Source organism: Kitasatospora sp. NPDC059146 (genome assembly GCF_042786665.1).
In the GTDB taxonomy this organism is placed as follows: domain Bacteria; phylum Actinomycetota; class Actinomycetes; order Streptomycetales; family Streptomycetaceae; genus Kitasatospora.
This window is the reverse complement of sequence record NZ_JBHZCY010000108.1, coordinates 17,786-31,944: the sequence shown is the minus strand read 5'-3', so window position 1 is coordinate 31,944 and position 14,159 is coordinate 17,786. Positions and strand designations below refer to the sequence as shown.

The 14,159-nt window shown below is 76.8% G+C and carries 8 protein-coding genes; all 8 read right to left on the bottom strand.

Going from position 1 to position 14,159, the window contains the following annotated elements; translation table 11 throughout:
• On the bottom strand, positions 1-1,638 hold a 1,638-nt coding region (locus ACFXPX_RS33155; protein ID WP_380644314.1), incomplete at its 3' end, for a condensation domain-containing protein.
• Positions 1,635-3,419 (bottom strand): non-ribosomal peptide synthetase, encoded by a 1,785-nt coding sequence (locus ACFXPX_RS33150; protein ID WP_380644313.1) that lies wholly within the window; start codon positions 3,417-3,419, stop codon positions 1,635-1,637. The genes ACFXPX_RS33150 and ACFXPX_RS33155, both read right to left, overlap by 4 nt.
• A 142-nt stretch (positions 3,420-3,561) precedes the next feature.
• Complete coding sequence (locus ACFXPX_RS33145; protein ID WP_380644312.1) at positions 3,562-5,352, bottom strand: non-ribosomal peptide synthetase; 1,791 nt, start codon at positions 5,350-5,352, stop codon at positions 3,562-3,564.
• Between the two features lie 26 nt (positions 5,353-5,378).
• Positions 5,379-6,554 carry an acyl-CoA dehydrogenase family protein gene (locus ACFXPX_RS33140; protein ID WP_380523083.1) on the bottom strand — a complete coding sequence of 392 codons (1,176 nt, stop codon included), beginning with the start codon at positions 6,552-6,554 and terminating at the stop codon, positions 5,379-5,381.
• Positions 6,551-9,643, bottom strand: a complete 3,093-nt coding sequence (locus tag ACFXPX_RS33135; protein WP_380644311.1) for an amino acid adenylation domain-containing protein — start codon at positions 9,641-9,643, stop codon at positions 6,551-6,553. The genes ACFXPX_RS33140 and ACFXPX_RS33135 overlap by 4 nt, the downstream gene beginning before the upstream one ends.
• Positions 9,644-9,894: 251 nt before the next feature.
• Positions 9,895-11,151, bottom strand: a complete 1,257-nt coding sequence (locus tag ACFXPX_RS33130; RefSeq protein ID WP_380589297.1) for a non-ribosomal peptide synthetase — start codon at positions 11,149-11,151, stop codon at positions 9,895-9,897.
• A 105-nt stretch (positions 11,152-11,256) separates the two neighbouring features.
• Entirely contained in the window at positions 11,257-12,594 is a 1,338-nt protein-coding gene (locus tag ACFXPX_RS33125) for an MFS transporter (protein WP_375891098.1), read from the bottom strand.
• Positions 12,595-12,958: 364 nt separating this feature from the next.
• Positions 12,959-14,089, bottom strand: coding sequence for a PP2C family protein-serine/threonine phosphatase (locus ACFXPX_RS33120; protein ID WP_380523078.1), 1,131 nt, complete (start codon positions 14,087-14,089; stop codon positions 12,959-12,961).
• Positions 14,090-14,159: the final 70 nt, after the last annotated feature.

Below are 14,159 nucleotides of genomic sequence, written 5' to 3'. Positions count from 1 at the left end.
GCCCTGCTCGTCGCCGGCATCGCCATCTCCCCCACCCTGATCACCGCGATGGATGCGGTCCAGCAGGGTGACGGCCAGCGGGAGTTCGGCGGCGGGGACGGCGGCCCGGAGCCGGGCGCGCAGGTCGGTGCCGCTGGGGGCGACCGCGCCGCGGACCACCGCGTAGGCGAGCGGCGGGCCGTCGGCGGTCTCCACCACGGCCGCGTCGGCCACGCCGGGGTGGGCCGCCAGGGCTTCCAGCACCGGGTGCCGGTCGGCGCGGGCCAGCAGTTCGCCGGGGAGTTCGGCGAGCGGGCGGTCCGCGTCCTCGACGACCGCGCGGAGCACGGCGGCGAAGGCCTCGGCCAGTCGGGCGGCGGTGGCGCCGTCCAGGGCCGCGTGGTCGTGCTGGACCAGGCAGCGCGGCCGCGGGCCCTCCTCCAGGACCAGGGTGAGGTCGAACTTGGCGAGTTCCAGGTCGACGTCGACGTGTTCGGCGTCCAGGCCGGGCAGCGTCAGGGCGGTCGCGGGCTGGACCAGGTCGCAGCTGGCCGACAGCAGCGGGGTGCCGTCGGCGCCGCGCGCCGCCGCGCCGAGCCGCTCGACCACCAGGTCGAAGGGCACCTGGTGGTGCTGCTGGGCCTCCAGCAGGGCGCCGCGCACCAGGGCGAGCGCCTCGGCGAAGGAGGCGTCCCCGGCGGGTTCGGCGCGCACCGCGAGGGTGTTGACGCCCAGGCCGACGGTGCGGCGCAGTTCGGGGCGGGCCCGGTGGCCGCTGGCGCAGCCGAGGGTGAGGTCGTCCTGGCCGCCGGCGGTGCGCAGGGTGGCGAAGGCGGCGGTGAGGACGACGGCGAACAGGGTGGCGCCGTGCCGGGCGCCGAGCTGCCGCAGGCCCTCGACGGTGGCGGGGTCGAGCGGCACGGCGTGCAGGCCGGCCCGGCGGTCGCGGGCGCCGGGGGCGACCGGCCGCAGCAGCGGCAGCGGGCGGGCGCCGGCCAGCCGGGCGGCCAGGGCGTCGGCGGCGGCGGTGAGTTCGGTGTCGCGGGCGCGCTCCTGGCGGGCGTACTCGGCGTACGGCATGCCGGGCGCCGGGAGCCGGGGTTCGACGCCGTCGCGGGCGGCGGCGTACAGCTCGGCGAGGTCGGCGGCCAGGACGGGCAGCGAGCCGCCGTCGACGGCGATGTGGTGGATCGTCAGCAGCAGGGTGTGGTCCTCGGGCGCGTGGCGCAGCAGCAGCGCGCGCAGCACCGGCCCGTCGGTGAGGTCGAAGGGGCGGGCGGCCTCGGCGGCCAGCTGCCCGGTGCCGTCGCCGGTGGCGTCCAGGACGGCCAGCGGGACGGGGCCGGCCGCTTCGAGGTGCTGGTAGGGCTGTTCGCCGCGGCGCGGGTAGCGGGTGCGCAGGACGGCGTGCCGCTCGGTGAGGCCGGTGAGCGCGGTGGCGAGGGCGGCCCGGTCGAGCGGTCCGCGCAGCCGGGTGGCGATCGGGACGTTGTAGAGGGCGCCGCCCTGGCCGAGGTGCTCCATCAGCCACATCCGCTGCTGGGCGTGGGAGAGCGGGGCCGGGCCGGCGTCGACGTCGGCGGCGGCCGGGCGCTGCGGGGCGAGGGCGGTGCGGCGGTTGCGGGCGCGCCGCAGCAGGTCGTTCTGGTCGTTGCTCATCGCTGGGGTGCTCCCTGGGTGTCGTCGGCGTCCCGCAGGGCGCGTTCCAGTAGTTCGGCCTGGCCGGCCACGGTGGGGTGGCCGAGGAAGTCGGCGAGGGACAGGTCGATGCCGAACTCGCCGGCGAGGTCGTCGACGACCCACATGGCGAGCAGCGAGTGGCCGCCCTCGGCGAGGAAGTCGGCGGCCGGGTCGGTGATCGGGCGTTCCAGGGCGCGGCTCCAGGCCTCGGCGACGACCCGCTGGATCGGGGTGAGGTCGACCTCGACGCCGGTGCGCTCCGCCGCCGGGTCCGGGGCGGCGGCGAGCGCGCGGCGGTCGATCTTGCCGCTGCCGTTGAGCGGCAGTGCGGGCAGGACGGCCCAGGCGGTGGGGACCAGGTGGGCGGGCAGCAGCTCGGCGAGCCGGGTGCGCAGGGTTTCGGCGGCGGCCCCGGCGCCCTCGGCGAGGACCACGCAGGCGGTGAGCGCGGCGTCGGCCTGTCCGGCGCGGCGGACCACCACGGCCGCCTCGGCGACCTCGGGGAAGCGCAGCAGGGCCTGCTCGACCTCGCCGGGCTCGATCCGGAAGCCCCGGACCTTCACCTGGTCGTCGGTGCGGCCGTGGAACTCCAGGGCGCCGTCGGGGCGTTGGCGCACCAGGTCGCCGCTGCGGTAGGCCCGGCCGCCGCCGGGGAGTTCGCGGAAGCGCTCGGCGGTCAGTTCGGGCCGGTTGAGGTAGCCCTGGGCGAGGCGCCCGCCGCCGATCCACAGTTCGCCGACCGTGCCGGGTTCGACCGGGGCGAGCCGCTCGTCCAGGACGAGGGCGCGGGCGCCGCCGAAGGTGCGTCCGATCGGGACGGGGCCGCCCGCGCAGTCGGCGGGGGTGATCCGGTGGGCGGTGGTGAAGGTGGTGGCCTCGGTGGGCCCGTAGACGTTGTACAGCTCCAGCCAGGGGAAGGCCCGCAGCACGGCCCCGGCGTACTCGGGGGCGAGCGCCTCGCCGCCGACGGCCAGGGTGCGCAGCACGCCGAAGATCCGGGACTCCTTGGCGGCCAGGTGGTGGAAGAGCGCGGTGGTGATGAAGGCGGTGGTGGCGCCGAAGCGCTCGACGTCGCGGACGAGTTCCTCGGCGCTGGGCCGTTCGGCCGGGGAGACGGCGACGGCGGCGCCCTGGGCGAGCGGCGCCCAGAGTTCGAAGGTGGCGGCGTCGAAGGAGGGGGTGGAGTGGAAGAGCACCCGGTCGCGCGGGCCGAGGGCGAGCCCGTCGGGGGCGGTGACCAGGTCGGTGACGGCGCGGTGCGGGACGAGTACGCCCTTGGGGTGGCCGGTGGAGCCGGAGGTGTAGTAGAGCAGGGCGGGCGCGTCCGGGTCGGCGGCGTCGGGCACCGCCGCGCCGGTCTCCTCGGTGCCGCGTTCGGTGAGCACCAGGGTGCGCTCGGCGGGCAGTGCGGCGTCGGCGAGCAGCGCCTTGTCGCCGAGGACGAGGCGGACCTGCGCGTCGGCGGTCATCTCGGCGATGCGCGGGCGCGGGTAGGCCGGGTCGAGCGGGACGACGAGGCCGCCGGCCCGCCAGACGGCGAGCTGGGCGACGGCGAACCTGGCCGAGCGGGCGCACAGCAGGCCGACGGCGCTGCCGGGGCCGATCCCGCGCGCGGCCAGGACGGCGGCCAGGCGGCCGGCGGCGTCGTGGAGTTCGCGGTAGGTGAGGTAGGTGGCGCCGTCGGTCAGGGCGAGCGCGCTCGGGTGCTGCTCGGCCTGGCGGGCGACCAGCGCGGGGAGGGTGGGGAGGACGGGCGTCATGGCTGGGTCCCTTCCGGGCGCCCCGGCGCTGGGGCCGGGGGCGCCGCAGGTCAGATCGGGAGGTGCGACGGGGGCGCGGCGGCGGCGGAGCCGTCCCGCACGGGGCCGGACGGGGCCCGGTGTGCGGGACGGCTCCGGGTCCTCAGGCGAGGGACGCGCTGGGCATCCGCTCCTCGATGAGCCGTGCGACCGCCCGCAGGTCGGGCTGGCGCAGCAGCAGGGGGGCGCGCAGCCGCACGCCGTACTCCCCCTCCAGGGACTCCAGCAGTCGGGCGGCGGCGAGCGAGTTGCCGCCCGACGCCAGGAAGTTGTCGCCCGGGCCGAGGTCGGCGCGGCCGAGCAGCTCGCGGCAGAGCTTCACCAGGGTGCGCTCGACCGCGGTGTCGCCGTCCTCGCCGGCGGCCGCCGGGGCCTCGGGCTCGGCGGCGAGCGCGGCCAGCAGCGCCGCGCGGTCCACCTTGCCGTTGGGGTCCAGCGGGAAGGTCTCGACCAGCCGTACGGCCGAGGGCACGGCCTGCTCGGGCAGCCAGGGCCGGACGGCCTCCAGCAGGCTCGCCGGTTCGGCGTCGGGCTCGGCCTGGACGAAGGCGAGCAGCCGGACGCCGCCGGTGGCCGCGGTCTCGGCGGCGACCACCGCGCGGCGCACCCGGTCGTCGCGCTCGAAGGCGGCCTCCACCTCGGCGGGTTCGATCCGCACCCCGCTGACCTTGACCTGGTCGTCCAGCCGGCCGTGGAACTCCAGCACGCCGTCGGCGCGCATCACCACCCGGTCGCCGGTGCGGTAGACCCGGTCGGTGCCGTCCACCCCGGGGGGCGCCTGGACGAAGCGGCGGGCGGTCAGCTCGGGGTCGAGGTAGCCGGCGGCCAGGCCCCGGCCGCCGATCCGCAGCTCCCCGGCCGTCCCTCTGGGCACCGGGTTGCCCTGCTCGTCGGTGACCAGCACGACGGCGCCGGCGATCGGCAGGCCGATCGGCGGCGCGTCGGCGCCGTGGTCGCCGCCGGGCGCCATGGTGTGCACCGTGGTGGCGACGGTGGCCTCGGCCGGGCCGTACGCGTTGTGGACGGTGGCGGTGACCTCCGCCCCGGGGGCGCGGCGCAGCCGGTCGCCGCCGATCATCAGGTGGCGCAGCGCCAGCCCGGCGGGCCAGGGCCGGTCGAGGATCGGCTCGGCCAGCGGGGTGGGCAGCACGGCGGCGGTGATGCCCGCCTCGCCCAGCCAGTCGGTGAGCGCGCCGGAGTCCCAGCGGACGGCCTCGGGGGCGACGACCAGGGCGGCGCCGGAGGTGAGGGTGGCCCACAGCTCCATCACGTGCGGGTCGAAGGCCACCCCGATCAGCAGGCTGTGCCGCTCGCCCGGGCCGAGGCCGGTGAGCTCGCGGTACCAGTGCAGCAGCGCGCCGAGCGCCGGTTCGGTGACGGCGACGGCCTTGGGGGTGCCGGTGGAGCCGGAGGTGAGCACGGCGTAGTGGGTGCCGACCGGCACGCTCGCCTGCTCACCGGGCGTCAGGGCGGCCAGCAGGCCGGGGGTGGGCAGGTCGAGTTCGAGCCGCTCGCCGCCGGGCGGCAGCACGGCGGCGTCGCCGATCAGGCAGGCCGGGCGCAGCTGCTCGGCGACGGCCTGGAGGCGCTTCTCGCCGGGGCGCGGGCCGAGCGGCAGGTGGACGGCGCCGAGCTTGGCTATCGCGAGGGTGACGGCGGCCAGCTCCGCCGAGTGGCCGAGGCAGACGCCGACCAGGTCGCCGGCGCCGACCTTGCCGCGCAGGGACTCCGCCACGGTGTCGGCGAGGCGGTCGAGTTCGGCGTAGCCGAGGGTGCGCCCGCCGTCGATCAGGGCGGGCGCCTGCGGGGTGCGGTGCGCCCAGGTGGTGAACAGGTCGAGGACCGCGCCGTCCTGGTGCGGGTGGCCGTAGCCGATGCTCAGGGATTCCATCATCGTCTCCAGATACGTACGAGAAACCGTCAGTTCAGGCCCATGGAGCGGGCGATGATCACCTTCTGGACCTCGGAGGTCCCTTCGATGATCGTGGTCATCCGGACGTAGCGGTACAGGAATTCCAAGGGGTGGCCGCGTACCCAGCCGGTGGCGCCGTGGACCTGGAGCGAGCGGTCCACCGCGCGGACGGCGGTCTCGGAGGAGGTGAGCTTGGCGAGCGCCGCGTTCTCGGGCGCCTCGGTGCCCTCGTCGACCAGCCGGGCGCAGGCGAGGGTGAGCAGCTTGGCGCACTCCACCTCGGCGCGGGTGGTCACCAGGTGCTCCTGGATGTGCTGGTACTCGCCGATGACCTTGCCGAAGGCGCGCCGCTCGCGGGCGTACTCGACGCCGATCCGCAGCGCGTGCTCGGCGATGCCGTTGCACATCGCGGCGACCACCAGGCGGCCGCGGGAGAGGCTGTCCATGGCCAGGGCGGTGGCCGCGGCGATGCCCTCCTCGCCGCCGATCACGGCCTCCGGGCCGACGGTGACCCCGTCCAGCAGCAGTTCGAACAGCGGCTCGCCGGACATCCCCTCGTAGCGCTGGCCGATCCGCAGGCCGGGCTGGTCCATCGGCAGCACGAAGGCGGTCGCCCCGGCGGTCGGGCCCTTGCCGTCGCCGAGGTCGGTGGCGGCCACCACCAGGGCGATCCCGGCGTGTTCGGCGTTGCTGACGAAGGTCTTGCGCCCGTTCAGGACCCAGCCGTCGCCGGTGCGCACGGCGGTGGTGGTGAGGTGGAAGGCGTCCGAGCCGGCCTGCGGTTCGGTGAGCGCCAGGCAGCGGGTCTGCTCGCCGCGCACCAGCGGGACCAGGTGCCGCTCGATCTGCTCGGGGGTGCCGTGCCGCAGCAGCGGGCTGGGCCCGTCGGAGCCGGCCAGCGCGTAGGGGGCGAGCACGCAGCCGCTGCGCCCGGCGGCGTGGTGCAGCAGCACCACGGCGGTGAACGGCATGTCGGCGCCGCCGAGTTCCTCGGGATAGTCGCCGGCGTAGAAGCCGAGCGCGGCGGAGCGCTTGCGGACGTAGGACCGCAGGTCGCCCGGGACCTGGTCGGCGGTCTCCGGCAACTCGGCGGCGAGCGGGACGAGTTCGCGGCGGATGAAGCTCTCGAAGGCCTCGACGAGCTCGCGGTGGCCGTCCTCCAGGACGGCGGACGGGGCGCTCATGCCGCGCCACCGGTCAGGACGCGCGCCTGGTCGGCCAGGACTGCGTGCCGGAACAGGGTGCGCAGCGGCGGGCGGCTGCCCAGGTGCGGCTCCAGGAAGGCGGCGAGCTGGGCGGCGAGCAGCGAGTGGCCGCCGACCTCGAAGAAGTGCGAGTCCGCGCCGAAGCGGTCGTGGCCGAGCACCTCGCGCCAGGCGCTGGCGATCAGCTCCTGGCCGGGGTCGGCGAAGACGCTGGGTGCGCTGTCCTGCTCCCGCTCGGCCGGGGCCTGCTCGGCCAGCCGGGCGAGGGCGGCGCGGTCGGGCTTGCCGCCGGGCAGGGTGGGCATCGCGGCGACGGCCGTCCAGGTGGCGGGGACGAGTCCGCCGGGCAGCCGGCGGGCCAGCGCGTCGTGCAGGGCGGCCTGGTCGGGGCGGTCGGCGCCTTCCAGGAAGCCGACCAGCCGGGGGCCGGTCTGCGGGTCGTGGTGCAGCAGCACCGCGCAGGAGCGGCCGCCGAGTTCGGCGGAGGCGGCGGCCTCGATCTCCTCCAGTTCGATCCGGTGGCCGCGCAGCTTGACCTGGTTGTCGGCGCGGCCGAGGAAGCGCAGGCGCCCCTCGGTGTCGCGGTAGCCGCGGTCGCCGGTGCGGTAGACCCGGGCGCCGTCGAGGCCGGGGACGGTGATGAAGCGGGCCGCGGTGGGCTCCGGCAGGCCGACGTAGCCCTCGGCCAGCAGGCCGCCGCTGACGGCAAGTTCGCCGACGCAGCCGTACGGGAGCGGGCGCAGCGTCTCGTCCAGGACGTGCAGGCGCACGCCGTCGAGTTCGGCGCCGAGCGGGATCTCGCCGTCCTCGGCGACGTCCTCGGCGGTGACCCGGTGGACGGTGGAGGTGACGGTGGCCTCGGTGACGCCGTAGGCGTTGAGCACCGTGGTGGCCTCGGTCAGCCCGGCCAGGGCGCGGGCGGGCAGCCGCTCGCCGCCGAGGACGAGCAGGCGCGGCGTCCAGCGGCCGTCCCGCAGCGCCTCGCGCAGGTCCTCGCGGACCGCGAGCAGGTAGCTGGTGGGCAGGTTGGCGACGGTGACGCCGCGGGCGGCGAGCACGGCGACCAGCTCGGGCCCGGTGGGCACCTCGCGCTGCGGCACGACCAGGGCGGCGCCGACCGCGAGGGCGGGCAGCACCTCCTCCAGCGACACGTCGAAGGAGGGCCGGGCGAACAGCAGCACCCGGTCGGCGGCGGTGAGTTCGTAGCGGGCGGCGACCGCGGCGACGTACCCGGCGAGGGCCTCGCGGCCGACCAGGACGGGCTTGGGCACACCGGTGGAACCGGAGGTGTGGATGACGTACGCGCCGCCCTCCAGGACGGCGGCGGGCTCGGCCTTCGGGAAGGCGGGGCCGTCCAGCAGCGCCGGGGTGACGCCCTCGGCGGGCAGCGCGAGCGCGCTCTGCCGGGTGGCGAGGACGAGCGCGGGGGCGAGCCGCTCCAGCAGCAGGCCCAGCCGGGCGGCCGGGTCCTCGGTGGACAGCGGCGCGTGGACGGCGCCCAGGCGCAGGCAGGCCAGCAGGGCGACCACGCTGTCGGTGCCGCGCGGCAGGACGGCGGCCACCGGCTGGCCGGGGGTGACTCCGGCGGCGCGCATCCGGTCGGCCAACTCGCCGACCCGGCGGTCCAGTTCGCCGTAGGTGATGCGCTCGGCTCCGGCCAGCAGGGCGAGCGCGGTGGGGTCGTGGGCGGCGGCCGGGTCCAGGCCGACCGGGACGACCGGGGCGGCGGGCTCGGCCGCGGGCTCGGGGGCCAGCGCGGCGAGCACCGTCTCCGGGTCGTCCAGGTAGCGGCGCAGCAGCTCCAACAGGCGCTCGGACAGCAGCACGGCCCTGGCCTCGCCGAACAGCTCGGCGTCGTAGTCCCAGATCAGGGTCATCCCGGCGACGCCGTGCTTCTCGCCGACCACCCGGCGGTCGTCGGGCAGCAGCACCAGGTCGAGGTCGAAGCGGGTGGTGCCGGTGTTGAAGCCCTCGTACAGCGAGACGTCGAGGCCGGGGACCTGGACGTCGGGCAGCGCGGCGTCGTGGGCGCTGAACATCACGTTGAACAGCGGGTTGTCGGCGCCGCCGGTGTGCAGGCCGAGCCGGCGGGTGAGCTCCTGCACCGGCAGGTCCTGGTAGGGCAGGGCGCGCATCAGGACGTCGGTGACCTCGTCGACGGCCTCGGTACCGGAGGCGGCCGGGTCGAGCCGCAGGCGCAGCGGCACGGTGTTGACGAACATCCCGACGGTGCCCTCGAAGCCCTCGGGGCGGTTGCCGACGGCGGTGCCGACGGTGACCTCGCGGTGGCCGCTGTGCCGGCGCAGCAGTTCGGCGAACAGGGCGAGCAGGGTGCTGAACGGGGTGTGGCCGTCGGTCCGGCTGCGCTCGCGCAGCCGCTCGGCGAGGTCGGCGCCGATCGACTGGCGCAGCTGCCCGCCGCGGTGGCGGCGCTCGACGCCGGGGTGGGCCAGCCCGGGCAGGGTGACCTCGCGCGGGGCGTCGGCCAGCTCCTTGGTCCAGAAGGCGAGGGCGCGCTCGCGGGCCTGCGGGTCGGCCTCGGTGCGGGCGTGCTGCTCGTACGAGGGGGCGGTGGCCAACTCGTAGGACTCGCCGAGGACGTGGGCGCGGTAGACGGTGAACAGGTCGCGCAGGAAGATCGCGAAGGAGTGGCCGTCGTGGACGAGGTGGTGCTCGACGTGGATCAGCCGGTGGTGGTCGTCGGCGAGCTTGACCAGGTGCCAGCGCAGCAGCGGCGCCCGCTCGGTGTCCAGCGGCTCCTCGGCCTCGGCGGCGAGCAGGGTCCGGAACACGGCCTCCGGGTCGGCCTCGGCGGTGAAGTCGCTGTGCCGCAGCTCCGGCGGGCAGTCCTCGGCGACCCGCTGGCCGGGCAGGCCCTCCGCCCGGGCCACCAACTCCAGGCGCAGGCCGGGGTGCTGGGCCAGCACGGCGGTGAGGCCGGCGTGCAGGGCGTCCCGGTCGAGGGTGCCCCACAGGTCGAGGACGCCGGTGAAGTTGTAGGCGCGGCTGCCCGGCTGCATCTGCTCGTGCAGCCAGACGATCTCCTGCGACGGAGAGAGTGCGAACATGGATGATTCCCTTGTGTGGTGGGCGTGTCGGCACTGCGGTGGCCGGGCGCGGGCGTGGGGTGGTCCCGACGCGGCCGGTGGGGGCGGGCCGCACCGGGGTGAGGGTGCGGCCCGGGGTCCTTGGAGTGGATGTGGTCCTTGGGGAGGATGGGGTCTGAGGGGCCGTGGCGTCCAGGGGTGACGGCTGGAGGCGACGGTGAGGGGTGGCGGCCGGAGGAGGGTGGCCGGGCGTGGGTGGCCGGAGGTGGCGGTCAGAGGTGGCGGCTCAGCACGGCCAGCAGGTCGGCGAAGGCGGCCTCCGCGTCGGCGGCCGGGAAGCGCTCGTCGTCCCAGGCCAGGCGGACCGTCAGCTCCTCGCCGTGGGAGGCGGAGACGGCCGTCGGCGCGGCGAGCGGGCGCCCGCCGAGGTGGACCTCGCGGCCGGGGACGCCGCCGAGTACCAGCGGCGGGCGGCGCTGGAGGTCCTCGAAGGTGAGCATCGCGTCCAGCCCGCCGGACCAGGGCGAACCGGCGACCCGGGCGGCCCGAACCACCTCGTCGAAGGGCGTTCCGGCGTGGTCGAGGTCGTCCCACCAGTCGTCGCAGAGCGCTTCCAGGTCGGTGGCGGGCCGGGTGGGCACGGCGTGCACCAGGGTGTTGAGGAAACAGCCGAGCGCGGCGGGCGCGCCGGGCGGGCGGCCGCCCCACGGGTAGCCGAGCGCGAGCGGGCCGTCCACGCGGTGCAGCCGCCGGGCGGCGGCGCCCACGGCGTCCAGCAGGGCGGGGAAGATCGCGCCGCGGGCGCTCGCCGGGACGGCGGGCAGCCGCTCGACCAGCATGCCGGTGGTCCGCGCGGCGCCGCCGCCCGCCCCGCTCAGACCGCCGAGCCGGCGCCCCCAGTGGGCCTGGGCGGCGGGACCGGCGGCGGACTCCTCGGCGGCCAGCTGGAGTTCGACGGCCTCCCGGAAGTCGGCGACGGCCTGCGGGCCGGGGCCGGGCGCGGGCGGTTCGTCCCGCCGGTAGGCCTCGGCGAGTTCGCCGACCAGCACCCCGAGCGACTGCTCGTCGCAGGCCGCGTGGTCCAGCGCGAGGGCGAGCAGGTCCTCGCCGCCGTCCGGCTCCCGGGCCACCAGCAGGCGCAGCGCGGGCCCGTCGAGCGGCCAGTCCAACAGCGCGGCGCGCAGCGCCCGGTGGGTGCCGGCGCCGGGGTCCACGTCGATCCGGGCGACCTCGACGGAGGGGCCGCCGGTGCGCAGCACGGGGGTGCCGCGCACGGTCACGAAGGCGCCGCACAGCGCCGGGTGGGCGGCCGCGACGGCGGTGGCGGCGCGGCCCAGCCGGTCCAGGTCGAGGGCGTCGGCGGGGTAGGCGAAGAACAGCGGGGCGACGTCGGAGCGGGTCTGCGGGGCGAGTCGGCGGGTGATCAGGAACCGCCGCTGGGCGCCGGTCAGCGGGAGCAGTTCCACCGGGGAGTCGGCGGCAGCGGCGCGGTACCGGGCGAGGTAGGCGGCGGTGATGCTGGCGTGCACGGAACGGTCTCCGGTTTCCGGTGTCGGCTCGGACGGTTCGGTCGGCTCGGACGGTTCGGTTCGTCGGTCAGGGGTTCAGGGGGTCAGGGGGTCAGGGGCGGATGGTCAGGGGGCGGCGGTGGGGCTCACGGCGGGCTGTCGGACGTCGTCCTCGCCGTCCTCGGCCTCGGCCTCGACCCCGGGTCCGGATCCGGCCGGCCCGGTGGGCAGGTCGCGCATCCGCCGCAGCGGCGACAGCAGCAGCGGCACCGGCACCAGCAGGAAGCCCACCGCGCACAGCCACAGCGCGGCGCGCGGTCCGGCCCAGTCGGCGACGGCCCCGCCGGCGAGGGCGCCGATCGGCAGGGTGCCCCAGACCAGGAAGCGCATGGTGGCGTTCATCCGCCCGAGCAGTTCGGGCGGGCAGACGCTCTGCCGGAAGCTCACCTGGGCGACGTTGTACGCGACCGCGCCGAACAGCACCACGCCGGAGCCGACACCGAACAGCACGGCGCCGGGACCGCCGCCGGACAGCGGCCACAGCAGCGCGAACGGCGCGGTCACCACGGTGGCCAGCCAGATCAGCCGGGCCTGCCCGACCCAGCGGGACAGCTGCCCCGCGCACAGTGCGCCCGCCAGCCCGCCGACGGCCGAGGCCGACAGCAGGGCGCCGATGGCCCCGGGCGACAGGTCGAGCACCCGTACCCAGAAGACGGTCTGAACGGCCATCAGCACGGCGGCGAACAGGTTGGACACGGCGGTGGCGGTGGCGATCGCCCGCAGCAGCGGGTGGCCGAGCACGAAGCGCACGCCCTCGGCCACCTCGGCCCGCAGCGAACGGCCGGGCTCCGGCTCCGGCAGCTCCTCCTCGACCCGGATCCGGGCGAGCAGCAGCGCCGAGGCGAGGTAGCCGCAGGCGTCGGCGACGATGGCGAGCGGTGCGCCGAGCAGCTGGACCAGTCCGCCGCCCAGGCCCGGCCCGGCGATCTGCGCCGAGGAGCGGACGGTCTCCAGGGCGCCGTTCCCGGCGACCAGTTGCTCGCGCGGCAGGACGGCGGGCAGGAGGGACTGGTGGGCCACGTCGAAGAAGACCGTGGCCACCCCGGTGACCAGCGCGACCAGGTAGAGCTGGGGCATGGTGAGCACCCCGAAGGCCGCCGCCGGCGGGATCGAGCCGACCGCGAGGCAGCGCACCACGTCGGCGCGGATCAGCACCGGGAGCTTGCGCATCCGGTCCAGCCAGGCGCCGGCCGGCAGGCCGACCAGCAGGAAGGCCGCGGTCTCGGCGGCGGTGAGCAGGCCGACCTCGAAGGGGGTGGCGTCGAGCACCACCACGGCCACCAAGGGCAGCGCGACCAGGGTGACCTGACTGCCCGTCTGGGCCGCCGCCGCTCCGGTCAGCAGGAGCCGGAAGTCGCGGTGGCCGAACAGACGGGCCTGACGGGAGTGAGGCTTCTCGTTCATCGATGCGACTCTCGGTCACGCATTCGACACGGGGCAAGCAACAGGTCCCTTTCCGGACGATCCCCGGCTCGGCCGGATCCCGCCACCACGGCGACCGGCCCCGACGCCCCCCTTACGAGCCCTTATGCCCCGGCGCCGCGACGGCGCGCACCCGGCCCGGCCTGCCCGCCAAGGCCTGCGCCGCTCTCCGGGCCGACGCGGACGGCCCCCGACCAGCGCGTCCATTTCGTCGTCCGATATCCGGACACCCGGTTTCCGGCCACCGGCCAACACCCCTCAAGTTGGCCGGAATCCGTGGAGTAGGCAGCTTCCGTAACCTCACCGTGATATCGGCGTAACCGTTCGGAGCCGTGCCCGGCCGCCGTCATCCGGTCGGATCCGCCGCGTCCGCCGCGTCCGCCGGGTCCGTCGGCCGGCGCCGGGTGACCGCCAGCACCGCCATGTCGTCGTCCCGCGGTCCGCCCGTCCACCGGGCCACGTCCGCCACCAGCGCCGCCACCGCCTGCTCCGCCCCCGCGAAGGGCCCGAGCGGTGCCAGCCCGCGCACCGGGTCGTAGAACTCCCCCGCCGCGTCCCGCGCCTCGGTGACCCCGTCGGTCACCAGCAGCAGCGTGCTCCCCGGCGGGAAGGGCCTGGTCTCCGCCTCCGGGCCGTCCGCCCCCAGCGCGCCCATCCCGAGCGGCAGCCCCGGGTCGGCCGCGTCCCACCGGCTCACCCCCGCCCCGCCGCCGCCGAGCAGGTACGGCCCGGGGTGGCCGCAGTCCACGGTCCGGGCGACCGCCTCCCCCGGCGGGAACTCCACCAGCAGCGCGGTGATGAACCCCTCCAGGCGCAGTTCCTCGCCCAGCCCGGCGCTCTCCCGGGCCAGCGTGCGCTCCAGGGCCGCCGCGAGCCCGGCGAGGTCCGGCTCCCGGTGCGCGAGCTCCCGGAACGCCCCCAGCAGCACCGACACCGCCCCCACCGCGTGCAGCCCCTTGCCCCGCACGTCCGCGATCACCACCCGCACCCCGTACGGAGTGGCCTGCAGCGCGTACGCGTCCCCGCCGATCAGCGCCTCGTCCTGGGCCGCCCGGTAGCAGGCCGCGACCTCCAGCCCCGCCACCCGCCCCGGCGGCTCCGGCAGCACCGCCCGCTGCGCGGCCTCCGCCACCGACCGCACCCGCTCCAGCCGGCGCCCGTGCCGGGCCACCACCCGGTTCACCCCGATCCCCAGCAGCGCGGCGAAGGCGGTGTTGACCAGCTCCAGGTAGCCGTCCCCGGTCCCGATCGAGCCGTCCCGCACGGACAGCACCAGGATCCCGACCACGTTCGCCAGCGCCACCGCGACGACGTCCCGCAGCGGCAGCAGCGCCCCGGCCAGCACGGCCGCCGCCGCCAGCATCGGGTCGCCCCAGTAGTCGGCCGGGTCCAGCGCGTCCCACACCAGCCCGCCGACGATCAGCAACCACGGCGCCAGCCGCACGTACGGCGGCCACTGCACGGACCTCGGGGCCATCGGCTACCTGGCTTCCGTCTCGCCTGCACCCTTGCGCTCGTCCGGCGAGCGGGAGGCTCCTCCGATCGTA

What these genes read in the sequence shown, in the direction of transcription:
- ACFXPX_RS33150 (WP_380644313.1), bottom strand. Translation starts at nt 3,419, where the DNA reads ATGACGCCCGTCCTCCCCACCCTCCCCGCGCTGGTCGCCCGCCAGGCC.
- ACFXPX_RS33145 (WP_380644312.1), bottom strand. Translation starts at nt 5,352, where the DNA reads ATGATGGAATCCCTGAGCATCGGCTACGGCCACCCGCACCAGGACGGC.
- ACFXPX_RS33140 (WP_380523083.1), bottom strand. Translation starts at nt 6,554, where the DNA reads ATGAGCGCCCCGTCCGCCGTCCTGGAGGACGGCCACCGCGAGCTCGTC.
- ACFXPX_RS33135 (WP_380644311.1), bottom strand. Translation starts at nt 9,643, where the DNA reads ATGTTCGCACTCTCTCCGTCGCAGGAGATCGTCTGGCTGCACGAGCAG.
- ACFXPX_RS33125 (WP_375891098.1), bottom strand. Translation starts at nt 12,594, where the DNA reads ATGAACGAGAAGCCTCACTCCCGTCAGGCCCGTCTGTTCGGCCACCGC.
- ACFXPX_RS33120 (WP_380523078.1), bottom strand. Translation starts at nt 14,089, where the DNA reads ATGGCCCCGAGGTCCGTGCAGTGGCCGCCGTACGTGCGGCTGGCGCCG.